Raw genomic sequence first — 22,515 nt, 5'->3', positions numbered from 1 at the left:
ACCGGCAAGAAGCTGTCAAAATTTGTAACCATGGCGTCTTCAAAGGCAGCTTCCATGCTCGCGCGCGCCCGCTAGGCGCGCGCCGTCGCATACGTGCATTGGTCATCAAGCTGGCACCGTCCAGTGTTTCCGCGAAGAGCCCCTCGCAGAATGCGATTGCTTCCTCCTGATCCATCGTCCCGAGCCCGTGCGCGTTGAACGCCTCTTCCGTGGTCTCGACGATGAACGTCGAGGTCTCGTTGTCGAACCTGTAGATGTGCGCCTGAAACCAGCCGTGCTCGGTCTTTTCGAAATCGAAGGTGAATGCGTCGAAAGCCTTCTTGGTGCCGAGCCAAATGAAACGGTTCGGGCGCACCACCATGTCGGGCCTAAAATGATCGACGTAACGATCGCGGATCCGTGAATTCACGCCGTCGCAAGCAACCACGAGATCGGCATCGGTGAACTCGAGATCGGAGCCGACCTCACGCTGGAATACCAACTCGACTCCCAAAGCTTCGCAACGCTTCTGCAAGATGTTCAATAGATGCTTACGCCCGATACCGACGAAGCCATGGCCAGAAGTCCTTTGGCGCGTGCCCTTGAAGACGAGTTCGATATCGTCCCAATGATTGAATGCACCCTCAATCTCGTCGGCGCTCTCCGGATCGGCAGCCTTCATTGCCTCCATCATGGCGTCGGAGAAGACAACTCCCCAGCCAAAGGTGTCGTAGGGCCTGTTACGCTCGACCACCGTGATCTGATGTTGCTGGTGCCGCAACTTCATCAGCAGGCCGAAATAGAGCCCAGCCGGCCCTCCACCGATACAAACTATCCGCATGACACCTCGCTTCGCACGGCGCATCCGCCTGTCGCTTAAGCTTCCGCCTCGGTACTCACCTTGCCTGATACACAGGAAATGAAGCCGTGAGTTCCGCGACCTTCGCTTTGGCAGCCGCTTCGACTGCAGCAGCCGTACCGTCGTTCGAGGCCGACACCGCGTTGAGTACGGTTGCGATCAACCGCCCCACGGTTTCGAATTCATGCCTGCCGAAGCCGCGCGAGGTGGCCGCCGCCGTGCCGAGCCGGATCCCGGAGGTCACGGTAGGCTTCTCCTGATCGAATGGGATGCCGTTCTTGTTGCAGGTGATGTTGGCGCGGCCCAGCGCCGCTTCGGCGGTTTTACCGGTCAGGTTTTTGCCCCTGACGTCGACCAGCATGAGATGGTTGTCGGTCCCGCCCGATACGATGGAGAACCCCTCCGCGACCAATGCCGCCGCCAATACCTTGGCGTTCTCCACGACGTCGCGAGCATAGACGCGGAATTGCGGGTCAAGCGCCTCGCCGAAAGCGACCGCCTTTGCGGCGATCACATGCATCAACGGACCACCCTGCAGGCCGGGGAAGATGGCTGAGTCGATCTTCCGTGACAGCTCTTCGTCATTGGTCAGAATGAGCCCGCCGCGGGGTCCGCGCAGCGTCTTGTGGGTGGTCGAGCTGACCACATGTGCATGTGGGAAAGGCGAAGGATGAACGCCGCCGGCAACCAATCCGGCAAAATGCGCCATGTCGACGAAGAGATAGGCTCCGACCGAATCCGCGATCCTGCGAAATTCGGCGAAATCCCAGAACCGCGAGTAAGCCGAGCCTCCCGCGACGATCAATTTCGGGCGGTGTTCGTTCGCGAGACGCTCGAGCGTCTCCATGTCGACGCGATGGTCGTGCTTGCGCACGCCATAGCTGACCACATTAAACCACTTGCCCGACACGTTCGGTTTGGCGCCGTGCGTCAGATGGCCACCCGCGGCGAGGTCGAGACCCATGAAGGTGTCGCCGGGCTTCATCAGGGCCATGAACACGGCCTGGTTGGCCTGGCTCCCTGAATTCGGCTGCACATTGGCGTAGGCGCATCCGAACAGCTCCTTGGCGCGCGTGATCGCGAGATCTTCGGCGACGTCGACGAACTGGCAACCGCCATAGTAGCGCCGACCGGGATAGCCCTCTGCATATTTGTTGGTCAGGACCGAACCTTGTGCCTGCAGCACCGCATGAGAGACGATGTTCTCGGACGCAATGAGTTCTATTTCATCGCGCTGGCGCCCGAGTTCGCTCGCGATCGCGGCAGCGACGGCAGGGTCCGTGTTGGCGATGTCGTCGGTGAAGAACTTATCCATCAGTACATGGTTCATCGAAGATTCCTTCAGCATTCCGAGAGATTGACCGCGAGGCCTCCCAGCGAGGTCTCCTTGTACTTGGACTGCATATCCTTGCCGGTCTGGCGCATGGTCGCGATTACCTTGTCCAGTGATACGACATGAGAGCCGTCCCCTCCGAGCGCCAGCGAGGCGGCGCTGATCGCCTTGACGGCGCCGAAGGCGTTGCGTTCGATGCAGGGAATTTGCACCAGACCGCCAATCGGATCGCAGGTCATGCCGAGATGATGCTCCATGCCGATCTCGGCGGCGTTCTCGACTTGCCGGTTCGAACCGCCGAGCACGGCGGCGAGACCGGCCGCGGCCATCGAGCAGGCGACGCCGACTTCGCCCTGACAACCGACTTCCGCTTCCGAGATTGATGCATTGAGCTTGAACAGCGTACCGATCGCACAGGCCGTCAGGAGGAAGTTGCGCATCGCCTCGGGTGAGGCGTCGCAGCAATGGTCGCGAAAATAGCGCAGCGTCGCCGGAACGATACCAGCCGCACCGTTGGTCGGCGCCGTCACCACACGCCCGCCGGCGGCATTCTCTTCATTGACGGCGATGGCATAGAGGCTGACCCAATCCATCACCTCGTGCGCGGAGCGATTGTTCGAACCGAAGGCGGCGTCGAGCTTGCGGCGCAAATTTGGCGCCCGTCTGCGAACATGAAGTCCGCCGGGGCCGTTCTCGATCGTCCTGAATCATCATGCAGTGTCGCAACGTCCGAACTATCCTCCGTTTCTTCACACTTGGATCGCCGGCAATGGCCGTGCGGCCCAGGTATTGCTCTGCGACGGACCGGAGTATGGGTACTTCGAATGCCTCAAGCCTAGACCTGCCGGCGAGCCACGGCACCGGGTCATGTGTCTGGACTCCGAAAACGAGTTGCGGCGCAATCCAGCGTGCAGAGATGGGCTCTACGCCCCTTCCCGGTCTCAGCATCGATGTCGGCAGCGGCCTTGGCGCTGGACCTCGTACTCGCATGGAACAGCGGCGATCAAATACATCGCTTCCGAACGCACAGCTCGGAGATATTCTCCTCGCCACGCAGACCTTCCAGCACAATGCGGATCTTCTCCTCCGCAGAGTATTGCCGACGCGTTTGGCGTCGGATGTCCGTCAGCACTTATTCTGCAGGCGCTTTGCCCGGTACGGATTTCTGCTTCATCTGAGCTCCTTACGGCTACGATGAACAGAAATCCTCCCTTCGTAAAGTCCCTCACTTGGTCTCAAGGGGGCTGACGGGGAACACGTCAAATTCGATAAGTCGATGGAGGCGATCGATACTGTGGCGGCCCCGGTTGGGAAGTCGCGTGGAATTATGCAGGCCGCCGAGTAATTCGCCGGACTGGTCTCCGGGGACGTACGTTTCCGGAGACCGCATTTTCATTTCTTTCATTGCGCCATTAGGCCACTATCTGCGCCCCAGGCGCTTCGACGGCGTTGCTTTCAAGATAAGGTCTGTCTGTTTCCTTATCAGTCAGCCAAATTGCAGTGACAGGCATGGACTGCACCCCTCAAATGAGACACGACAATCTCGGTGACGGCGCGGTCGCCACGACGGTTATCGTGCTTTGTTTTGCGCGAACGCGGCTTCGAACTCAAGGGGCGATTGGTAGCTGAGCGCAGAGTGCAGGCGTTCTTTGTTGTAGACGTCAGCAATGAAGCTATCGATCCGGCGACGCGCGTCCCGGATGTCGGAGAACGCCTTCCCGTTGACCTCTTCAGCCTTGAGCGTCTTCATGAAGCTTTCAGCCTTGGCGTTGTCGAAGGGGTTGCCCGGCCGGCTCATGCGGATCGTGATGTCACGATCCGCCAGAATTTGGCGATAGGCTATTAATGCGTATTGGGCGGATTCAATCGGTCGTCGCAACACTCGGAGGTTTGAGGCGGCGATGAACATTGTAAGGCGCCGATCGGCCCAATCAGAACGAGCCCCATTGCCATCGCCAGGACGGCCGTCTGTTGCAGGACGCAATGAACAGAATAAATTTTGGCGGGCGATTGCCGCTAAGTAGCGAAGATGCTGCGCTGGAAGCGGGATTGTCACAACCTGTCGGAGGCAGATTATTCCGAAAGCGGGCGGCATGCCACCAGCGATGTTCAGATCTTGGCAAATGCGCTCTCCGGGCGGTACCACTCGTTGGTTGAGCGCGAGGAGATCGCACTGCTCAAGGTGCAGGGCCATTCCATACAGGAGATTGGACGTCGCCTGGGGCGGGCTGCTTCGACAGTCTCCCGTGAACTGCGGCGCAACGCGGCCACCCGCGGCGGCGGGTTGGAGTATCGGGCAACAACTGCCCAATGGCATGCGGATCGATCCGCCCGCCGGCCCAAGCCGATTAAGCTTGCGCTCAATGCAACCTCGGTGGCGTAACGGTGGAGATATCCGGCCGGTTAAACGCCCTGTTGGGCGAAAAAGCTTTCCCAAACCAAGTCAAAGGGGTGTGGGGGAAAGATGGTAGCGGGAGAGGGACTCGAACATCCCTGGCCTTGATCTTGTGGGCGGTAGCCTTGTTGTCGCCTGGAACCGCAAATGCGCACACCCAGGACGTCTTGCTCAGCTCGAGCGCCACACAGCACACATAGAGCTGGCCCCGGTTGTTTGGACAGCGCCCCGCTGGATTTAAGTGGATTCCTGCCGGGTTATGCTGAACGCGGGGCTTTACGGTTTTGTCGTTGCGTCGGGAGGGCGTAGCCCGACCAGAGCGACGACAAAACCGTCGGCGACGGTCATGCGGCCATCACCATAGCTTGCGTGCCGAAGTAAGCCTCGTCGGGCGTGCGCCCGTCAAGGCTCGAGTGAGGGCGTCCCTGATTGTAGAAGGCCAGATACTTGGCAATTGACGCTCGCGCCTCGGACACGCTGTCGTAGGCGCGGAGATAAACTTCTTCGTATTTGACCGTGCGCCAGAGCCGCTCGACAAACACGTTGTCGCGCCAGGCGCCCTTGCCGTCCATGCTGATGGCGATCTTCGCGTCCAGCAGCACATCGGTGAACTCGAGGCTGGTGAACTGACTGCCCTGATCCGTGTTGAAAATCTCGGGCCTGCCGTGCTTCGCCAACGCCTCCTGGACCGCTTCGACGCAGAAGGCCGCCTCCATTGTGATCGAGACGCGATGGGCCAGGACCCGTCGGCTGAACACATCGACGACCGCCGCGAGATAGACGAAGCCACGCCGCATCGGAATGTAGGTGATGTCCATTGCCCACGCATGGTCGGGCCGCTCGATCTTCAATCCGCGCAACAGGTACGGGTAGATCTTGTGACCCGGAGCCGGCTTGCTCGTGTTCGGGCGACGATAGACCGCCTCGATCCGCATGCGCTTCATCAGCGTCGCGATGTGGCGGCGACCGGCGTATACGCCCTCCCGCCGCAGCAACGATCGCAGCATACGCGCTCCCGCGAAGGGATAATCGAGATGCAGCTCATCGAGCCGACGCATCAAGGCAAGGTCCTCGGCCGAAACTGGCCGAGGTTCATAGTAGACCGTGCTGCGAGCCAGCTTCAGGACCTTCGCCTGGCGCACGATAGAAAGATCATGATCGCGGTCGATCATCGCTTTGCGCTCAGCAGGCCCGCCTTGGTGAGCGCGCCGGACAAAAAATCGTTTTCCAACGCCAGCTCGCCGATCTTGGCATGTAACGCCTTCAAATCGACCGGCGTCTCGGCCGATGTCTTGTCATGCCCAAACACGCCGGCGGCGCCTTCCAGGAGCTGGTTTTTCCAGATCGTGATCTGGTTCGGATGAACATCAAACAGTTGCGCCAGCTCCGCCAGTGTCTTGTCGCCTTTGACCGCAGCCAAAGCAACCTTCGCCTTGAATGCCGGAGAATGCGTCCGGCGGCTCTTCTTCGTCATCTTCGCTCCTGATTCGCAGCAAGAATCCTCGCCGCTGTCAGGCAGAAAATCCACTCAAGCTACTGTCCGAATTTGCGGGGCCAGCTCTCATCGACCGTATCAATGTTCGTTGTCATTGGAGAGCTCCCATGTTGATCACCGAAGTGATCATCAATGAGGGCACGATTCGGCGCCACTCGCTTCATAGGATCTACTACGACAAGGTGGTGAACCGTTCTGAAGATCCCGGCGACCCGGAACGTACGACGCGCGTGCTCACGCTCATGCTTGCGGCGGAGTACTGAGCCCCGAGATCGACGGCGGCATCGAGCCGACGTTTCTTGAGGTAACCGACGCCGAAAGGCCAAGAGAGGGGTGCCGCGTCAACGCGCGAGGCACGGACCTTATCAGTCTCCCTTCATGACACAACGGAAGAAGCACCTAGCGGGTTGGTCGCCCGTTGCGGGGAATCTTGGTAGGCCGCGACTTGCGGCCTGATGCCGTAGAGCCCAACCAGTGCGGATTTACTCGGACGATCTTTTTGTCCACACCCTCGCTTCATTGCGAGGGTTTTTTCCTGCGTGAACGCGGGTAATCAGAAACCATATTGACTCCGCATGATACGCGCCCATCCCGCGTTAGCTAAAGGAGAGGCGTACGGGGGAATGAAGATTGCTCCCGCCCGCGCGTAGCCGGAAGATCGGTCTGCTCGCGCGTTAAGAATCTCTTAACCATGACGGCCTAGCCTTTGGCGATCAGCGCACACTGCCCGGTACGCTCCCAGGAGGACAGCCGATGCCAATTGAGAGGCTGACCTATATCGCTCTTGCTGCCCGCCTGAAAATCTCGCCAGGGGCCGCTCGTTCGCTTGCCAAGCGACGCCAATTGCCGCGCTCACTTTCACACGATGGCAACGCGTTGGTGTGCGTCGATCTCGCCGAAATGCGGCATAAGCCGCGGCGAACCGGTGGTCGACAGCCAAACAACGCCCTGCGAGCGGAAAGTATCCTGGCGTTGCAGGCAGAGATCGCGCGGCTCGAGGCGACGGCAGCTGGTCATCGGGCGGTTTTCGAGCGCGAGCGCGAGCGCGCCGATCGCCTAATGGCTGAGGTGCTACGGGCGACTGCTGAGGCTTCGGCGGCCAAGGAGATGACGGCGCGGCTTGAAGGCTCTCTGCGGACCGCTGTCCAAGCTGGCGGCTCGATCGACGGCCACGGACGAGCCGGTTCCAGACTTGGCCATCTAGCCGCGGACTTGGTCAAAGCAGATCGCAATGCTTGGAGGTAGCATTTCGAGTCATCTCATTCCCAGCTTACCGGCGCAATCGTGAGGCCGAAAATGACCAACATCACCGATGTTCGCGGGCTGAAAACGCGCATTATCGTGTTCGGGGTCGGCGGCGCCGGCGGCAATGCCGTCAACAACATGATCGCGGCCGGCTTGCAGGGTGTCGATTTCGTCGTCGCCAATACAGACGCACAGGCGCTCACGATGTCGAAGGCCAAGAGCCGCATCCAGATGGGTACCCAGGTGACTAAAGGACTCGGGGCCGGCTCGCAGCCCGACGTCGGGTGCGCCGCGGCCGAAGAGGCAACCGATGCCATCCGTAATCATTTGACCGGCGCACACATGGTGTTCGTTACCGCCGGCATGGGCGGCGGCACCGGCACCGGAGCGGCGCCTGTTATTGCCAAGACTGCACGTGAGCTTGGCATTCTAACCATTGGTGTTGTCACAAAGCCATTCCAATTCGAGGGCCAGCGCCGAATGCGCCTTGCCGAAGCCGGCATCGCGGATCTGCTGAAAACGGTGGACACCCTGCTGATCATTCCAAACCAAAACTTGTTTCGAGTGACCAACGAGAAGACCACCTTCGCCGAAGCTTTCGCCCTGGCCGACCAAGTGCTCCATTCGGGTGTGGCCTGCATCAGCGACCTTATAGTCAAGGAGGGCTTGATCAATCTCGATTTTGCCGACGTTCTCTCGATCATGCGCGAAAAGGGCAAGGCGATGATGGGCAGGGGCGAGGCTTCTGGCCCATCGCGTGTGCTCAAGGCCGCCGTAGCCGCGATTTCCAATCCATTGATTGAGGACCCCTCGCTCAAGCGAGCCAGTGGCCTCATCATCTCTATTACTGGCGGCAAGGACCTGACACTGTTCGAGATCGACCAAGCCGCCAGCCGCATTCGCGAAGAGGCAGACCAGGATGCCAATATCATCATCGGCGCCACTTTTGATGAGCAGCTGGAAGGTACGGTGCGCGTCTCGGTGGTGGGGACCGGCATTGATAATCTCGGCCAGGCGCAACCAGCGGAAAGCGCGGAGAGCTCCCTTTCGGAACTCGCCGGCCGGCCGCGCAACGATAGCCCTCGCGTCTCCGACATATCGAGCATAGCAGCACGGTTGTCGCCGCCATTTAACCGCCGACCGCCAGCTTCCCCGAAGGGAGATCGGCAACACCGATCTGGAATATGAAGGCAGCGCGGATTATTAGACCGCCCAGCAAAATGGAATGGGACACATCAAGGCTTTGGGCCACGGGACGGGCCTATCTTGATAACGATGATCTGTCTTTCAAGGAAATCGCTTCGCGGGTCATTGAGAGCGCAACCGTCATCAGCAATCGGATCAGGCCCTATGACGATGCTCCGCCCGGCGAGGAAGACGGGCGACAGATCATCTTTATCGTTAATCGCGCGTTTCAGGGCTGACCTCCTCGTCGCGCCTTCCTACGAGCTTACGAAGGTCCTTCGGAACGGCCTTTCGGAGCTGATAGATACCGGTTCTCGGATGCTTCCACGGACGGTCCATTGCAGGCGGCATTGTACCGCCCATTCCAATCGGGTAGCGCCAAGCCTTTGACATTGCTAAATTGATCAGAAACTAGCCCGTCCTATTCGTGAGAGTGCGGCTTTTGGGCCCGATTGATGCGGCCGCACATCTTGTCTGACGAGGCGCACAGGATTGCCTTCGGCTTTTCACCGCCTGACGACCCGTACTTTGCAACGCGCTTGAGGGATAGGTTGGGCGAACGGGGGGCGGACGCCCCGCCGGTCAAGGACTGAGCGGCAGCAGCGCGCCGGGCAAGCCGCGGATCAGGTCGGCTTCGGGACATGCCGCGGCAAACGCAAGGCGAATGCGGCTCGTGGTCTCGACCACACGGGCAGCGAGTTTCAAGAGCCGAAGACGCAGCGTCGCGAACTCGGCAGCGGCCAATTCCCGGACTTTGGGAATGGCCTCGCGCACGGTCAGCATCAGCCAATAAGCGGCCGTATGGAGCACGAGACGGACCTGGTTGGCGAGCGCCGAACGGCAGCTGGTGCGGTCGGAGGCGAGCTGTGTCTTATGCAGCTTGATCAGATTCTCGGCTTGGCCGCGCGCGCAATACAGGCTGTCGTAGATCCACTCGGCCGAGCCGACATCGAGGCTGGTGACGACGAAACGGATGTCGAGGCCGAGCATCGTCGCCTCAATACGGGCGACAGTGCGCCGTTCGCGATCCCAGGACTTTGCCTTGTGGCGGGTCTCGGTATAGCCACGCAGAACCGGCAGGTTCTCGATGGCGCGTAAGGAAAACGCCCAACGCCCTCGGATCCCACCTTGCGTACTCGGCGAAAACTTATCGCCGAACTTGGACTACCGGGAGGCAATTTCAGCGGCTCCCGCCAAGTGTAATACCTGCGTAGGTGTTTTTAGTGTTCAAGGAGCGCAGTCATGACGCTTAAGATTACTTTCGTCAAATTAGCGACGAACTCCGAAAACGGAGTGACTGGTGATCTAACTCTACTAGAAGGCACAACGGTCATAAAACAATCGACCGCTTTTTCTGGCGGCAATTCATTCAATCCGATGGACGATGGCAAATACCGTTTGCGACTCGACGTTAGTGGCGGTGAAGAGACGAACCAAGCGAACACTGACGGAACGCTGAAGCCATTCTTTGGTATTCAGAAAGTCGGCCGGGCCGTGCAGGACGATCAAGGTAATTCCTACAACATGCAGGTCGAGTGGGGCACGATTCGGGCCCGCTTGAATCCAACGGGCGGAACCGATCATGGCGACTACATCCATGGAAAGCAGCGGGCAAAAGATTGGACGCACGGCTGCATATGCGATCGATCCGAGGTCATCTTGAATTACCTGTGGGACCTAACATCGCCGCCAGCCGCTATCGACGTGATTGTTTCTGGTGGTGAGAACTTCGACTTGGAGAGTTTGATAAAGAAGAATATCGCGAAGAGATTAGGTCCGGATAGTAAGGTCATCCGCCCCCTAAAAAGAGGTAGAGGCAAACCGGTTAGCCCATCAACTTTTACCGCGTGGAGAACAACTCATTTCACCGTTCGACAGAAATGACGGCCTCCGAGTTCAGGGTGCCTGAAAAGCGATTTCGCCGTTTCCCAGGTAATCCTTCTGTCTACTCATTGGCAATGAAACCGTTGCTGGGCAGGAATCTAGTAAGATGCGACGTGCACTTCCAAGGGACGAAAATCCTCTGCGATGAGATCGGGGCCGACACATCGGAACCGGATGCCTATTTTGCCGCGGTCGACGACGTATGACCTTAGCGTGCAACAGTATCTTCCGCGCGGTGATGAACTTCGGCTGGTTTAACGCGATGGTGAAGCTGCGCCCTTATTCAAGGTGCGAAGTACTTCGTTGAAGGTGACAGTGTTCGAGGGTGGCAAAGCGCCGCATCAAATTCCACCCCATCCCGACGTTTGAACGGCTCTACAAGAGCGAACGCGCGGACAAGGTTTGGCCGGCCGAGCTCCAACAGCAATTCATCAACACCGCGCGCCTTCAGCACCACGGCCCGCCCACGTCTTGGTCGGGTCGCGGAGGCTGCGAAACTTGACTAAGACCGAAGGTGGATGCCTTGCCTTCGCCCGGCTTGAAGCCCAGCACCTTGATCTCGGCCTCCAGTTGGAGACGCTTTGCGCCGAAAACGGCCAAGTTGGCTTGGGTGTATAAAGGGGCGGGAAATGGACAAGGATCTCAAGGCCAAGGTCACCGGCAAGGCTGACGTCTACCTGCATAACCATCTCGCGAACTCAGCTTACTGGTTCAAACGCCAGATTGAGAAGAAGATCGAGTCAGGCGACAGAACCGGCATAGCCTTCGACTATCTCGCCTGCGCGACCTCGATTGCGTTCACCAACGAGGCGCACATCAATTTCTTCGGCATGAAGTGCGTCAAGGGTTACGTCGAGCGCGACCCGATCGAGAGCAAGGTCGCCGTGGTGTTCAACGCCTTCAAGATGCCGATCGTCTGGGAGACCCGGCCGCTGAGTTCATTCCGGGCCATGAAGAACCTGCGAGACACCCTCGCCCACGGCAAGCCGGCGGAGATCCGGTACGACAACGTGACCAGCGCAACGCGCGATCAGCAGAACATCATCGATAATCTGAAAGCCGACTGGCAGAAGGCGCTGACCCACGAGCCTATTATGACGGCCTACAAGGACATGGACGACCTGTTCAAGCAGCTGCTGGAGAAATCCGGCCTCAAGCTGTTCGATACGATCGAGCAGACCAACTACACCATCAGCCTGATCGAGAAGTAAGGCTCACTCCTCGTCGTCATCATCGTCATCGTCGTCCAGCCAGGAATCGTCGTCCTCGTCGAAGTCGTCGACTCGATAGACACCCGCGCGATATGGGAAGCTGGCGTATTCCCGCGTCTTGAACCCGGAGAACCCCATCGCGATAGCGAGGACGGTCCCCTGTATCCGCAATTTGCCCCCTTCAGACATGGTCGTGCCAACCCGGATCACGCTGCTCACGTCCACGGTGCCGGAAACCCAACGACCGTGAGCTGAAGATGACGTGGCCTCGAACCGGTCGAGCGTGAACTCCACGCTCACGCTGTTTGCCTTCCTGATGCCATCAGTGGTCTGCCCAGGACCCTTGTCTACCGAGTTCTGTTTCGCGAAGCTGTGCAGGCCTTGCACCAGGATGAAGTCGCCGGGCTTGAGTAGAGCCGACAGCACGCCTCTCTCCAGGTCGTCGGAGATATTGGCGATGGTCATCTTCTCAAGCGTGGCGTGCAGGACGTCCCGGACGTAGGCATAGAGAACGGGGCCGTAGCCGTCATTGTACATCCAGCCGGTATCGAGGTTCCGGGGCACAAGAAAGCCATTTCTGTCACAGAGCTGCTGCCTCTTGGCTACCTCGAAAGCGTCGAGATCACTGAATTTCACCTTGTTCTGCACGGCTAGGTTGAAGAGCCGCTGGTGATTGAAGTAGACCCACGCGTCATGATGCTGGCGCGATTGATCGAGGATGGCCTCGGCATCCATCTGGGCAATGTCAGATTCCCACCGCTGCTTGAAGCCGCGGAGAGCCGCTTCATCGATGTTCTGCGTCAGCTCGCTCTTAGTATGGACCTTCGCGTGATCGAGCGTGCAGAGGACGGACAGATTGTCCATCCCGTGATCGCGCGTTTCGGACCATTTCCTGATGTGATGGACAATCACGCCACGCTTCTGCTTTCGGCAGACACAGCATGTGAAGCGGTTGGCATACAACACCTCGATCAGATTCTTGGGAGGTACAGGCGGGCGGCCGCTTCCCAGGATATTGTGAACGACTAGCTTGTTCAGCCCAAGCTTCATCAGCTCAGCGCGGGTCATCTGCTTGAGCTTGGTGACCGTGTGGCCAGCCTCCCTGAGCTTTAAGGCCTTGGTCGTAGCGACGCCGAGGCTAATTAGCGCAAGGTCGGTCCTGTTGGTGCCGCTATCAGGCTCTGCCCTCATGCCGGGCTGCTGTCGGTCGATCCGGCTCACGCGGCTATTCCTGATCAAAAATGCGTCGGGCTTCAACTTCAGCGACTTCATCTCTTCCCGCATCCAGCGCGGTGCCGAGCCCCTGCCCGACCAGGTCAGCTTTGCGGTCTTTCTTGCTGCGATGGGTTGGCTTCGGCGTTGCCCGCGTGCGCATCACCCCAGCGGCGGTATCTTCCAAGGCAGCGAATCGGCGCGGCTCGCTCTGGTTCATCATGAGAACGGCGGGCTTTTTCTTATACACGATGCGGGGCTTCGAGCGTGCACTTCATGTCGTTCACGCCGAGCCATGAGGCCGAAAATGACCTTGCGGCCTACTTAGGCTTCCGGCGGCGGCGTCCACGGCTTCTCCTTTCATGCTGCAACTTCAAGCAGCCTTCAGCTCTAAAGATGTCTTGTCAGGGAGACCGGCCATTCCTGCTTGAGCTTTTCGGCGCGAACGAAACCTCGCGTTTTATATTTGGTCGTGCATCGGCATCATAGTCGTTATGCCACTCGCTGTCAGGCCGCTCGGCTATTCGTCAGGGGCCCCCGAGTTCGCCATGCGTGCTTTGACGCGCCCGAGGTCGTCCGTGCTCCCATTGCGGCCAAACTCAGGGCAACTCAACGCAGTTCGCCCCGGGCGCTGAGCAATCAAATACCGGACCCGGCAGCTGACCCGGTTTGTAAAGGATGGTGATGTCTGACGGAGTCCAGCCCATGTAGAAGAACGCAAGAATATCGTTTCCCGATAGGCCATTGAATTCTTGTGGCGCGAAGGTCGGATCCATTATTCCAATGTTTTGACCGTCGCGCCAGTGGCTCCCCTGCGAGTCGCAACCGTTCTTTTTGCCTTTCGAATACTCGACAAACTTGTTACAGCCACCAGCAAGGACACAGGTCTTGCTATTCGGATTCATGTCGATAGGGCTTGTAAAGAAATACTTCGGCACGTCGCAGGTTGGCTCACGCTCATCTGGTAGCCACGATATCGAGGGACGGCCAGTAGTCAGGCTCTCATCGGAGTGCCTATAAGCGTCCAGGAGGGTCGGAACTTCGCTCGAATCGACTCCGCTTACAAATCCCAATGCGTGACCCACCTCGTGAACGATTACAGAGAAGAGGCTATAGGTATTGGGAATTCCTTGAAATTCATCAAAGGACCAAGCGAAGCTACTCGAAAACGTGATCGCGGAATCCTCCGCGCCATCATTCGGATTAAGAAGCCCTAGGGCTTTCGCATTCGCCCTCGTTAATTGTAGTTGCGATACAATTCGGACTCCCCCGGTGCTGAAAAGCGAAATCGTGTCATCCACGGGATGAAGCTGCATGAGCTTAGCTTCAAAGTTTGTCTTGTTCAGAAGTTTTGAACGAACCGATTTATAAGGCATCATAACAGTGTCACGGGACGCTTGCGCCAAGATGCCACTGGCGAGCGGCTGATAATCGAAATTGATGTGGACGGTAATGTCTTCGGTAAATTGGCAGTTGTAATAATTACTGACCGACTGAAGTATATTGGTCACCTCTGCAGGCAATCCGTTTCGATAGTGAAAGTATATCTTCAGCCACTTCAAATTACACGCGAACCGAGCTGAAGAAACCGTTGGACTGATCGCGTTTTGTGCAAGACCCTCGCGCGGCGCTCCCGGCACGAAAAACGCAAAAACTAACCCGTCTTATTCGTAAGAGGCGCCCGAGAGGCTGGCGAGCGTGGTGTAAAGCGCTGATGCGGCGTAGGATTCGGTTGCGAAGCCAACCCCATCACCTCCAACCGCGAACGCCACGCCCGCCATGACCGACGATACGATTCCGCCCTTCTCGTTTCCAGCCATTCACGCCAAGAAAGTCACAGCTGCCTTCGATGGTGGGCGCCTAACCTCGAACGGGGGCGTGATGCTTCTGGCGATGGCCGAGCGGCGTCTCGGCTTGGCCGACAATCTGGCCCGGGTGTTCCCGGATCGGCGCGATCCGACGCGGGTCGTGCACAGCCTTGTCGATATGTTCCGCGCGCGCATGTTCGCGATCTGCTGCGGCTACGAGGACGCCGACGACCTCGATCATCTGCGGTCCGATCCCGCATTCAAGCTGGCCTGCGGACGGCTGCCGGACACGGGCCGCGATCTGTGTTCCCAACCGACGCTGTCGCGGCTGGAGAATGCGCCGCGCCTGCGCGACGTGATCCGACTGACCTACATTTTGGTCGACGCATGGATGGATAGCTACCCGCGCGAGCCGGCATCCGTCACGCTCGACATCGATGATACCTGCGATGTCGTCCACGGCCATCAGCAGCTCTCGCTGTTCAACGCTCATTATGACGAACGCTGCTTCCTGCCGATCCACGTCTACGACACGGAGAAGAGCCGTCCCGTGGCGGTCGTGCTGAGGCCCGGCAAGACGCCGGGCGGCGTCGAGGTGCGTGCCCTTCTGCGCCGCCTGGTACGGCATATCCGGACGCGGTGGCACAACACGCGAATTACGTTCCGTGGCGACGGGCACTATGCCCGGCCGGAGGCCATGGCGTGGTGCGAGACCAACGGCATCGACTACATCTTCGGTCTGTCCGGTACCAAGCCTCTCGCCAGAAAAGTCGACGAGGTCGCCGACGACATCCGCACCCGACGCGCCATCGAGAACCTGCCGGTTCTGCGTGGCTATACCGAGACCCGCCACAAGGCAAAGTCCTGGGATCGCGAACGGCGCACTGTCGCCCGTATTGAGGCGACGATGCTCGGCCTCGACATCCGTTTCGTCGTCACCAGCCTCGATGTCGGCTCGGCCGAGTGGATCTACGACAGCCTGTATTGCGCGCGCGGCCAAGCAGAGAATCTGATCAAGCTGCATAAGACACAGCTCGCCTCCGACCGCACCAGCTGCCGTTCGGCGCTCGCCAACCAGGTCCGTCTCGTGCTCCATACGGCCGCTTATTGGCTGATGCTGACCGTGCGCGACGCCATTCCCAAAGCCCGGGAATTGGCCGCTGCCGAGTTCGCGACGCTGCGTCTTCGGCTCTTGAAGCTCGCCGCCCGTGTGGTCGAGACCTCGAGCCGCATTCGCCTTGCGTTCGCCGCGGCCTGTCCGGAAGCCGACCTGATCCGCGGCTTGCCAGGTGCGCTGCTGCCGCTCGGTCCTTGACCGGCGGGGCGTCCGCCCCCCGTTCGCCCAACCTATACCTCAAGCGCGTTGCAAAGTACCGGTCGTCAGGCGGCGAAAAGCCGAAGGCAATCCTGTGCGCCTCGTCAGACAAGATGTGCGGCCGCATCAATCGGGCCCCAAAGCCGCACTCTCACGAATAGGACGGGCTAAAGCAATCACCTTCATAACCTGCACGAGCAATCCTCCTGCGATCCAAGGCGCCTTAGATATCATTTAAGACTTCCGGCCATTATCAATGGCCTTCGTTGAGTATGCAACCCTGCGTAGCTACTATCTTTCTTGGCAGCTCGACCGCCGCACCCTCGCCGTCCAACTTCGGTAGAGATCCGATCTGCTCATACCTCTACCGCGCTCAGCAACCGGGTGGAGCGGTTCTTCAACAGGATCAAACAGTGCCGTCGCGTAGCGACGCGGTACGACAGGCTTGCGCCAACTTTTTGGATTACAGCTCCCGCGATCTCGCACAGAGCCGCTCACTCGGCCGGTCGTGAAAGCCTTATTGGAGACCGGCCGGCACAAACGAACGACATGCAGGCCGCCGCTTAGCGAATAGGAGTAACGGGCGTGTTTGTCTTGCATCGCCCGGCGCGACCTATTGACGTCCTGGCCATATGGAGCTATTGAAAAATGCAACATCACCGAAGTGTACAAGCCGCCCGGCAATCCGCCCGGCGGTTTTTTTTGCGTCTAAATCATGGAGAAAATCGAATGCATAGAAACAAGGGTGGCCGGCCGCCCGTGCTGGAGAATGGCATCACCACCAGCTTTGTGATGCCGGAGGCGCTCAAGTTCGAGATCGATCGCGTCTCGAAAAGTCAGGGTCGATCTCGCAGTGACTTCGCCCGCGAGGTTCTTGAGAGGGCCGTTCGCGACGCGACGTAAACACCAACTCACAGCGACGTTAAGCAAAGCAAAAGCCCCAAGGCGCGCCAACGCCAAGGGGCTTAATCAGTTCAACAATCACGAAAGACTATGACACACAAATCCCGCGAAAACAATCGCACCGACAGCAATACCAACTCCGTCATCACCTCGCCGGACGGCGTGCGAATCCAGATCACGGCCGGCAACAAATGGAAGTTCAATCGCGCCGTCCAGCGTGATGTCACGGGACTCTATTCGAGGCTCCAGAAAGACATCATGACGATCCTCATCGACTCGACGAATGAGGGTTTCGGTAGCGAGCGGTCGAAGTGGGGCTACGCTTATCCCGGATTCGATCGTCTGGCGGCCGAATGCGGCTGCACTCGCCGCGCCGTCATCGAGAACATCGCTAAGCTGGAACAAAAGAAAGCCCTGACCGTAAAGAGGTCCGCCGGGCAGCGCGCATCCGGCAAGAAAGACCGGGGTGGCGGAGGCGGCCGGAACAAATCCAACATGTACTTCCTCCACGGATGGAATGAGTTTGGCCGAATTGAAAACGGTGAACGGGAAACGGTGAACCGCGATCACTGTTCTGAGGAAACGGTGAACGGCGCACAAGAAACGGTGAACGCGACACATGAAACGGTGAACGGCACGCACGTAAACAGTGAACCCGGTTCACCCGACTCTTCTTCTTACCCCGCTTCTGAACCCATCTTCAAAGACACACACACCGGCTGCCGCGCCGATAGCCCTCTGACCGGTGATGAGCCGATGGAGACAGCAGTGCCGGTAAACTATCGCAACATGTCGCAACGCGAACGCTTCGAGTTCCTGAAGAGCGTTTGGGGTACATTCGGTGCGCGCCCTGGGGAAGATGAGTCTGTGTGGCACCAATTTCGAGCCGTTGAAGCGATGGATCATCGCACAGGCGCCGGGGACTTCGTCATGATGCTTCAGGACATCGACCTAGCCCGTCCTATTCGTGAGAGTGCGGCTTTTGGGCCCGATTGATGCGGCCGCACATCTTGTCTGACGAGGCGCACAGGATTGCCTTCGGCTTTTCGCCGCCTGACGACCGGTACTTTGCAACGCGCTTGAGGGATGGGTTGGGCGAACGGGGGCGGACGCCCCGCCGGTCAAGGACCGAGCGGCAGCAGCGCGCCGGGCAAGCCGCAGATCAGGTCGGCTTCGGGACATGCCGCGGCAAACGCAAGGCGAATGCGGCTCGTGGTCTCGACGACACGGGCGGCGATTTTCAAGAGCCGAAGACGCAGCGTCGCGAACTCGGCAGCGGCCAATTCCCGGACTTTGGGAATGGCGTCGCGCACGGTCAGCATCAGCCAATAAGCGGCCGTATGGAGCACGAGACGGACCTGGTTGGCGAGCGCCGAACGGCAGCTGGTGCGGTCGGAGGCGAGCTGCGTCTTATGCAGCTTGATCAGATTCTCGGCTTGGCCGCGCGCGCAATACAGGCTGTCGTAGATCCACTCGGCCGAGCCGACATCGAGGCTGGTGACGACGAAGCGGATGTCGAGGCCGAGCATCGTCGCCTCAATACGGGCGACGGTGCGCCGTTCGCGATCCCAGGACTTTGCCTTGTGGCGCGTCTCGGTATAGCCACGCAGAACCGGCAGGTTCTCGATGGCGCGTCGGGTGCGGATGTCGTCGGCGACCTCGTCGACTTTTCTGGCGAGAGGCTTGGTGCCGGACAGACCGAAGATGTAGTCGATGCCGTTGGTCTCGCACCACGCCATTGCCTCCGGCCGGGCATAGTGCCCGTCGCCACGGAACGTAATTTGCGTGTTGTGCCATCGCGTCCGGATATGCCGTACCAGGCGGCGCAGATGGGCACGCACCTCGACGCCGCCCGGCGTCTTGCCGGGCCGCAGCACGACGGCCACGGGCCGGCTCTTCTCCGTGTCGTAGACGTGGATCGGCAGGAAGCAGCGTTCGTCATAATGAGCGTTGAACAGCGAGAGCTGCTGATGGCCGTGGACGACATCGCAGGTATCATCGATGTCGAGCGTGACGGATGCCGGCTCGCGCGGGTAGCTATCCATCCATGCGTCGACCAAAATGTAGGTCAGTCGGATCACGTCGCGCAGGCGCGGAGCATTCTCCAGCCGCGACAGCGTCGGTTGGGAACACAGATCGCGGCCCGTGTCCGGCAGCCGTCCGCAGGCCAGCTTGAATGCGGGATCGGACCGCAGATGATCGAGGTCGTCGGCGTCCTCGTAGCCGCAGCAGATCGCGAACATGCGCGCGCGGAACATATCGACAAGGCTGTGCACGACCCGCGTCGGATCGCGCCGATCCGGGAACACCCGGGCCAGATTGTTGGCCAAACCGAGACGCCGCTCGGCCATCGCCAGAAGCATCACGCCCCCGTTCGAGGTTAGGCGCCCACCATCGAAGGCAGCTGTGACTTTCTTGGCGTGAACGGCTGGAAACGAGAAGGGCGGAATCGTATCGTCGGTCATGGCGGGCGTGGCGTTCGCGGTTGGAGGTGATGGGGTTGGCTTCGCAACCGAATCCTACGCCGCATCAGCGCTTTACCCCTCAGACGCACTCTTACGAATAAGACGGGTTAAGTTGAAGAAAGATTGAGTGACTCCCGATCATTTCTGTGCCGAAACGTGGAGTCGCGGTCGTGCCGCGTCCAAAGAAACCGGCGCGAGCGGCCTATTAGACGCGGTAGGTGATCAGCCTCCGAAACGAGACTATCAAGCATGAAGAGATCGAGCGCGAGGCAGAGGTTTTATTTGTGTTGAATTCTTGCTTCTCGATAGTGGTCTGAAATCGTATCATCGGTCATGGCGGGCGTGGCGTTCGCGGTTGAGGTGATGGGGTTGGCTTCACAACCGAATCCTACGCCGCATCAGCGCTTTACACCACGCTCGCCAGCCTCTCAGGCGCCCTCTCGCGAATAAGACGGGTTAGAACGTGGAGTTGACCAGCGCGAACCGGTCGACCGAACGAAGGTCATGTCCTTTTCCGAGTATCTGGACGACTGGTTGTCATGTCAGGCCGATCAGCCCGCCCGCTCCGCGCCCCATGAACGGCCGGAGCCCAAGGTCGGCGGCATCGATTGGGCGAATGATCCGCCGTTCTAAGCTGCTGATCAAAGCGAGGGACCGGCACTCCAACAGGTAGCCGGTCCCACTCAACATTGAACCCATCCATAGGCCGCACACAGCGCCGTGCATGCGCTGCCGTGAGATGACCGCTACGCGACAGCGGACACGGCTCAAAACGCACGGGTGACCACTACAGACGATTTACGGACCTGCGGAACGTGGTGCCGGTACCAGCGGCATGTGGTGCCGGTACCACCGGAATCTCTTTCCGGTAGCACCGGAACGTGGTGCCGGTACCACCGGAACGACGTGCCGCCTAGCCTATCAATGAACCAACACTGAACCCATCAATGAAACGAAAGAGAACCGAGTCCAAACCTCTTTCGATCGGTCGCAGAGCCGACGTTGAGGCAGATGGTGGAGATGTTCGATCGCCCGGGCCTTGCCCGATCCATAAAGATCGGATTTGCATGCCTCGGAGGCGGATGATGCAAAATACCCATGTTTTGTAGGCTAAATCGCTCATCTGAAAGTCCCTGTAAATCTCTGACATTGCCTCGCAGAGAGTTGGAGCTTCCAACACGAATTGACAGCGGCTGAATATGTGAGTACAAGAGTGCATAGCTTGCGCGAAGGCCGTCTCGGGGATCCACCCGGGCGGCCTTTGCGATTCTAGCCCCTCTCAACACGATCGCACCGACAATTCGCCTGGACCGCTCACGCGGTGCGCCGGGCCGATATCCGTTTGCGAAGGAACCAACATGATTGATTTAGACCGCGCTAGATTCGAGCGCACCCGCACGATTGGCGTCGTGCTGCCCATTTCCCTCGCCGATGCCATCGAGCAGCGGGCGAAATCCGAGTTGATCGCCAAATCCTCTTGGGTGCGTCGCGCGCTCTTGGCCGCATTGGATAACGCCTGCCCGAGCGAGGAACCATCTGTCCTGAAGGACGGTGCCAGCAAATGAGCGTCCTGATGGTCAAAGGGCAGACAAACGCCAGCGTCGTGCTGAAAGGGCTGCTTCAACAACATGGTCTGCCGGACCTTACCGCTGAAGGCGTAGACGCCTTGTCAGCGAAGTTCGAAACCGGAATCGTGATCGGCCACGGTGTTGTGTCGTTTGAGGGCAAGCCGCTGATCGATGCCCTGCGAGCACTTCATGCCGACGCGGATGCGGGCAAGCGTTTCTTCGCCAGTAGCCAGCGAAGCCAAGATCAGCCTGCCGGCAATCTGACCGACCGCTACCGCGCGGAGGTCGCCGCGAGCCGGAAACAGGCCCGCATCACTGATGCCGTTGCTCGATACACCGGCAGAGCTGGCCCCGGTTGTTTGGACAGCGCCCCGCTGGATTTAAGTGGATTCCTGCCGGGTTATGCTGAACGCGGGGCTTTACGGTTTTGTCGTTGCGTCGGGAGGGCGTAGCCCGACCAGAGCGACGACAAAACCGTCGGCGACGGTCATGCGGCCATCACCATAGCTTGCGTGCCGAAGTAAGCCTCGTCGGGCGTGCGCCCGTCAAGGCTCGAGTGAGGGCGTCCCTGATTGTAGAAGGCCAGATACTTGGCAATTGACGCTCGCGCCTCGGACACGCTGTCGTAGGCGCGGAGATAAACTTCTTCGTATTTGACCGTGCGCCAGAGCCGCTCGACAAACACGTTGTCGCGCCAGGCGCCCTTGCCGTCCATGCTGATGGCGATCTTCGCGTCCAGCAGCACATCGGTGAACTCGAGGCTGGTGAACTGACTGCCCTGATCCGTGTTGAAAATCTCGGGCCTGCCGTGCTTCGCCAACGCCTCCTGGACCGCTTCGACGCAGAAGGCCGCCTCCATTGTGATCGAGACGCGATGGGCCAGGACCCGTCGGCTGAACACATCGACGACCGCCGCGAGATAGACGAAGCCACGCCGCATCGGAATGTAGGTGATGTCCATTGCCCACGCATGGTCGGGCCGCTCGATCTTCAATCCGCGCAACAGGTACGGGTAGATCTTGTGACCCGGAGCCGGCTTGCTCGTGTTCGGGCGACGATAGACCGCCTCGATCCCCATGCGCTTCATCAGCGTCGCGATGTGGCGGCGACCGGCGTATACCCCCTCCCGCCGCAGCAACGATCGCAGCATACGCGCTCCCGCGAAGGGATAATCGAGATGCAGCTCATCGAGCCGACGCATCAAGGCAAGGTCCTCGGCCGAAACTGGCCGAGGTTCATAGTAGACCGTGCTGCGAGCCAGCTTCAGGACCTTCGCCTGGCGCACGATAGAAAGATCATGACCGCGGTCGATCATCGCTTTGCGCTCAGCAGGCCCGCCTTGGTGAGCGCGCCGGACAAAAAATCGTTTTCCAACGCCAGCTCGCCGATCTTGGCATGTAACGCCTTCAAATCGACCGGCGTCTCGGCCGATGTCTTGTCATGCCCAAACACGCCGGCGGCGCCTTCCAGGAGCTGGTTTTTCCAGATCGTGATCTGGTTCGGATGAACATCAAACAGTTGCGCCAGCTCCGCCAGTGTCTTGTCGCCTTTGACCGCAGCCAAAGCAACCTTCGCCTTGAATGCCGGAGAATGCGTCCGGCGGCTCTTCTTCGTCATCTTCGCTCCTGATTCGTAAGCGCTCCTTTCTACGCACCTAT

At 59.3% G+C, this 22,515-nt stretch carries 19 protein-coding genes and 5 pseudogenes; 13 read left to right on the top strand and 11 right to left on the bottom strand.

Going from position 1 to position 22,515, the window contains the following annotated elements; translation table 11 throughout:
- Positions 1–82 precede the first annotated feature (82 nt).
- The 4 genes and pseudogenes from JEY66_RS43455 to JEY66_RS43440 form a co-directional block, all read right to left on the bottom strand.
- Positions 83–820, bottom strand: a pseudogene (locus tag JEY66_RS43455) (FAD-dependent monooxygenase); the annotation flags it as partial.
- Positions 821–875: 55 nt separating this feature from the next.
- On the bottom strand, positions 876–2,186 hold the full coding sequence (gene glyA, locus JEY66_RS43450; RefSeq protein WP_018273661.1) for a serine hydroxymethyltransferase: 1,311 nt from the start codon (positions 2,184–2,186) through the stop codon (positions 876–878).
- Positions 2,180–2,857: pseudogene (locus JEY66_RS43445) on the bottom strand (L-serine ammonia-lyase); the annotation flags it as partial. The gene glyA and the pseudogene JEY66_RS43445, both read right to left, overlap by 7 nt.
- An 884-nt stretch (positions 2,858–3,741) precedes the next feature.
- Positions 3,742–4,080 (bottom strand): integrase core domain-containing protein, encoded by a 339-nt coding sequence (locus JEY66_RS43440; protein ID WP_080650449.1) that lies wholly within the window; start codon positions 4,078–4,080, stop codon positions 3,742–3,744.
- Here JEY66_RS43440 and JEY66_RS43435 point away from each other — a divergent pair.
- A pseudogene (locus JEY66_RS43435) lies at positions 4,073–4,539 on the top strand (helix-turn-helix domain-containing protein); the annotation flags it as partial. The gene JEY66_RS43440 and the pseudogene JEY66_RS43435 overlap by 8 nt on opposite strands.
- A 371-nt stretch (positions 4,540–4,910) precedes the next feature.
- Here JEY66_RS43435 and JEY66_RS43430 read toward each other — a convergent pair.
- Positions 4,911–6,040, bottom strand: a protein-coding gene (locus tag JEY66_RS43430) for an IS3-like element ISRj2 family transposase (protein WP_085967151.1) whose coding sequence is annotated in 2 segments (ribosomal slippage) — positions 4,911–5,788 and positions 5,788–6,040 — 1,131 coding nt in all. Because the reading frame shifts where the segments join, the coding sequence is not laid out codon by codon here.
- A gap of 128 nt (positions 6,041–6,168) precedes the next feature.
- Between JEY66_RS43430 and JEY66_RS43425 the strand changes: the two genes are divergently transcribed.
- The 4 genes from JEY66_RS43425 (at position 6,169) to JEY66_RS43410 (ending at position 8,730) form a co-directional block, all read left to right on the top strand.
- Positions 6,169–6,324: a DUF3768 domain-containing protein gene (locus tag JEY66_RS43425; protein WP_018273657.1), complete on the top strand. Its 156-nt coding sequence runs from the start codon at positions 6,169–6,171 to the stop codon at positions 6,322–6,324.
- 490 nt (positions 6,325–6,814) lie between these two features.
- Complete coding sequence (locus tag JEY66_RS43420; protein WP_080650447.1) at positions 6,815–7,306, top strand: hypothetical protein; 492 nt, start codon at positions 6,815–6,817, stop codon at positions 7,304–7,306.
- 51 nt (positions 7,307–7,357) lie between these two features.
- Positions 7,358–8,494 (top strand): cell division protein FtsZ, encoded by a 1,137-nt coding sequence (ftsZ, locus tag JEY66_RS43415; protein WP_018273655.1) that lies wholly within the window; start codon positions 7,358–7,360, stop codon positions 8,492–8,494.
- Positions 8,491–8,730 (top strand): hypothetical protein, encoded by a 240-nt coding sequence (locus JEY66_RS43410; RefSeq protein WP_026193370.1) that lies wholly within the window; start codon positions 8,491–8,493, stop codon positions 8,728–8,730. Before ftsZ ends, JEY66_RS43410 begins: the two co-directional genes overlap by 4 nt.
- A 343-nt stretch (positions 8,731–9,073) precedes the next feature.
- Here JEY66_RS43410 and JEY66_RS43405 read toward each other — a convergent pair.
- A pseudogene (locus JEY66_RS43405) lies at positions 9,074–9,586 on the bottom strand (transposase); the annotation flags it as partial.
- 147 nt (positions 9,587–9,733) lie between these two features.
- Here JEY66_RS43405 and JEY66_RS43400 point away from each other — a divergent pair.
- Both JEY66_RS43400 and JEY66_RS43395 read left to right on the top strand, forming a co-directional pair.
- Complete coding sequence (locus JEY66_RS43400; RefSeq protein ID WP_141382222.1) at positions 9,734–10,375, top strand: hypothetical protein; 642 nt, start codon at positions 9,734–9,736, stop codon at positions 10,373–10,375.
- A 629-nt stretch (positions 10,376–11,004) separates the two neighbouring features.
- Positions 11,005–11,586 (top strand): regulator of G-protein signaling domain-containing protein, encoded by a 582-nt coding sequence (locus tag JEY66_RS43395; RefSeq protein WP_018273635.1) that lies wholly within the window; start codon positions 11,005–11,007, stop codon positions 11,584–11,586.
- A 3-nt stretch (positions 11,587–11,589) separates the two neighbouring features.
- On the opposite strand, the gene JEY66_RS43390 is transcribed toward JEY66_RS43395, so the two are convergent.
- The 3 genes from JEY66_RS43390 to JEY66_RS43380 form a co-directional block, all read right to left on the bottom strand.
- Positions 11,590–12,858, bottom strand: coding sequence for an HNH endonuclease signature motif containing protein (locus JEY66_RS43390; RefSeq protein ID WP_018273634.1), 1,269 nt, complete (start codon positions 12,856–12,858; stop codon positions 11,590–11,592).
- Positions 12,812–13,048, bottom strand: a complete 237-nt coding sequence (locus tag JEY66_RS43385) for a hypothetical protein (protein ID WP_141382220.1) — start codon at positions 13,046–13,048, stop codon at positions 12,812–12,814. Before JEY66_RS43385 ends, JEY66_RS43390 begins: the two co-directional genes overlap by 47 nt.
- A 349-nt stretch (positions 13,049–13,397) precedes the next feature.
- The gene (locus tag JEY66_RS43380) at positions 13,398–14,309 is read right to left on the bottom strand and encodes an NF038122 family metalloprotease (protein ID WP_018273633.1); all 912 of its coding nucleotides are present in this window, start codon (positions 14,307–14,309) and stop codon (positions 13,398–13,400) included.
- Positions 14,310–14,577: 268 nt separating this feature from the next.
- Between JEY66_RS43380 and JEY66_RS43375 the strand changes: the two genes are divergently transcribed.
- The 4 genes and pseudogenes from JEY66_RS43375 (at position 14,578) to JEY66_RS43360 (ending at position 17,820) form a co-directional block, all read left to right on the top strand.
- Positions 14,578–15,921, top strand: coding sequence for an IS1380-like element ISBdi2 family transposase (locus JEY66_RS43375; protein WP_166342054.1), 1,344 nt, complete (start codon positions 14,578–14,580; stop codon positions 15,919–15,921).
- Between the two features lie 378 nt (positions 15,922–16,299).
- Positions 16,300–16,488: pseudogene (locus JEY66_RS43370) on the top strand (hypothetical protein); the annotation flags it as partial.
- A 162-nt stretch (positions 16,489–16,650) separates the two neighbouring features.
- Positions 16,651–16,824, top strand: a complete 174-nt coding sequence (locus tag JEY66_RS43365) for a ribbon-helix-helix domain-containing protein (RefSeq protein ID WP_018273939.1) — start codon at positions 16,651–16,653, stop codon at positions 16,822–16,824.
- A 90-nt stretch (positions 16,825–16,914) separates the two neighbouring features.
- The gene (locus JEY66_RS43360) at positions 16,915–17,820 is read left to right on the top strand and encodes a helix-turn-helix domain-containing protein (protein WP_248887637.1); all 906 of its coding nucleotides are present in this window, start codon (positions 16,915–16,917) and stop codon (positions 17,818–17,820) included.
- Positions 17,821–17,945: 125 nt separating this feature from the next.
- On the opposite strand, the gene JEY66_RS43355 is transcribed toward JEY66_RS43360, so the two are convergent.
- Positions 17,946–19,289: an IS1380-like element ISBdi2 family transposase gene (locus JEY66_RS43355; protein ID WP_018272321.1), complete on the bottom strand. Its 1,344-nt coding sequence runs from the start codon at positions 19,287–19,289 to the stop codon at positions 17,946–17,948.
- Positions 19,290–20,647: 1,358 nt separating this feature from the next.
- On the opposite strand from JEY66_RS43355, the gene JEY66_RS43350 reads away from it, so the two are divergent.
- Together JEY66_RS43350 and JEY66_RS43345 are read left to right on the top strand one after the other, a co-directional pair.
- The gene (locus tag JEY66_RS43350) at positions 20,648–20,854 is read left to right on the top strand and encodes a hypothetical protein (protein ID WP_018273937.1); all 207 of its coding nucleotides are present in this window, start codon (positions 20,648–20,650) and stop codon (positions 20,852–20,854) included.
- Positions 20,851–21,309 carry a hypothetical protein gene (locus JEY66_RS43345; protein ID WP_018273936.1) on the top strand — a complete coding sequence of 153 codons (459 nt, stop codon included), beginning with the start codon at positions 20,851–20,853 and terminating at the stop codon, positions 21,307–21,309. Before JEY66_RS43350 ends, JEY66_RS43345 begins: the two co-directional genes overlap by 4 nt.
- Before the next feature lie 35 nt (positions 21,310–21,344).
- Here JEY66_RS43345 and JEY66_RS43340 read toward each other — a convergent pair.
- Positions 21,345–22,474, bottom strand: a protein-coding gene (locus JEY66_RS43340) for an IS3-like element ISRj2 family transposase (protein ID WP_086023025.1) whose coding sequence is annotated in 2 segments (ribosomal slippage) — positions 21,345–22,222 and positions 22,222–22,474 — 1,131 coding nt in all. Because the reading frame shifts where the segments join, the coding sequence is not laid out codon by codon here.
- Positions 22,475–22,515: the final 41 nt, after the last annotated feature.

The organism is Bradyrhizobium elkanii USDA 76, assembly GCF_023278185.1.
GTDB classification, from domain to species: domain Bacteria; phylum Pseudomonadota; class Alphaproteobacteria; order Rhizobiales; family Xanthobacteraceae; genus Bradyrhizobium; species Bradyrhizobium elkanii.
Note: the sequence above shows the minus strand (reverse complement) of the source record. Positions and strands in the feature narration are given on the sequence as shown.

Excerpts from the sequence above, each read along its gene's own strand:
- JEY66_RS43425 (WP_018273657.1), top strand. The coding sequence starts at position 6,169 with ATGTTGATCACCGAAGTGATCATCAATGAGGGCACGATTCGGCGCCAC.
- JEY66_RS43390 (WP_018273634.1), bottom strand. The coding sequence starts at position 12,858 with ATGAAGTCGCTGAAGTTGAAGCCCGACGCATTTTTGATCAGGAATAGC.
- JEY66_RS43355 (WP_018272321.1), bottom strand. The coding sequence starts at position 19,289 with ATGACCGACGATACGATTCCGCCCTTCTCGTTTCCAGCCGTTCACGCC.
- JEY66_RS43400 (WP_141382222.1), top strand. The coding sequence starts at position 9,734 with ATGACGCTTAAGATTACTTTCGTCAAATTAGCGACGAACTCCGAAAAC.
- JEY66_RS43350 (WP_018273937.1), top strand. The coding sequence starts at position 20,648 with ATGATTGATTTAGACCGCGCTAGATTCGAGCGCACCCGCACGATTGGC.
- glyA (WP_018273661.1), bottom strand. The coding sequence starts at position 2,186 with ATGCTGAAGGAATCTTCGATGAACCATGTACTGATGGATAAGTTCTTC.
- JEY66_RS43365 (WP_018273939.1), top strand. The coding sequence starts at position 16,651 with ATGCATAGAAACAAGGGTGGCCGGCCGCCCGTGCTGGAGAATGGCATC.
- ftsZ (WP_018273655.1), top strand. The coding sequence starts at position 7,358 with ATGACCAACATCACCGATGTTCGCGGGCTGAAAACGCGCATTATCGTG.
- JEY66_RS43440 (WP_080650449.1), bottom strand. The coding sequence starts at position 4,080 with ATGTTCATCGCCGCCTCAAACCTCCGAGTGTTGCGACGACCGATTGAA.
- JEY66_RS43420 (WP_080650447.1), top strand. The coding sequence starts at position 6,815 with ATGCCAATTGAGAGGCTGACCTATATCGCTCTTGCTGCCCGCCTGAAA.
- JEY66_RS43375 (WP_166342054.1), top strand. The coding sequence starts at position 14,578 with ATGACCGACGATACGATTCCGCCCTTCTCGTTTCCAGCCATTCACGCC.
- JEY66_RS43410 (WP_026193370.1), top strand. The coding sequence starts at position 8,491 with ATGAAGGCAGCGCGGATTATTAGACCGCCCAGCAAAATGGAATGGGAC.
- JEY66_RS43360 (WP_248887637.1), top strand. The coding sequence starts at position 16,915 with ATGACACACAAATCCCGCGAAAACAATCGCACCGACAGCAATACCAAC.
- JEY66_RS43395 (WP_018273635.1), top strand. The coding sequence starts at position 11,005 with ATGGACAAGGATCTCAAGGCCAAGGTCACCGGCAAGGCTGACGTCTAC.
- JEY66_RS43345 (WP_018273936.1), top strand. The coding sequence starts at position 20,851 with ATGAGCGTCCTGATGGTCAAAGGGCAGACAAACGCCAGCGTCGTGCTG.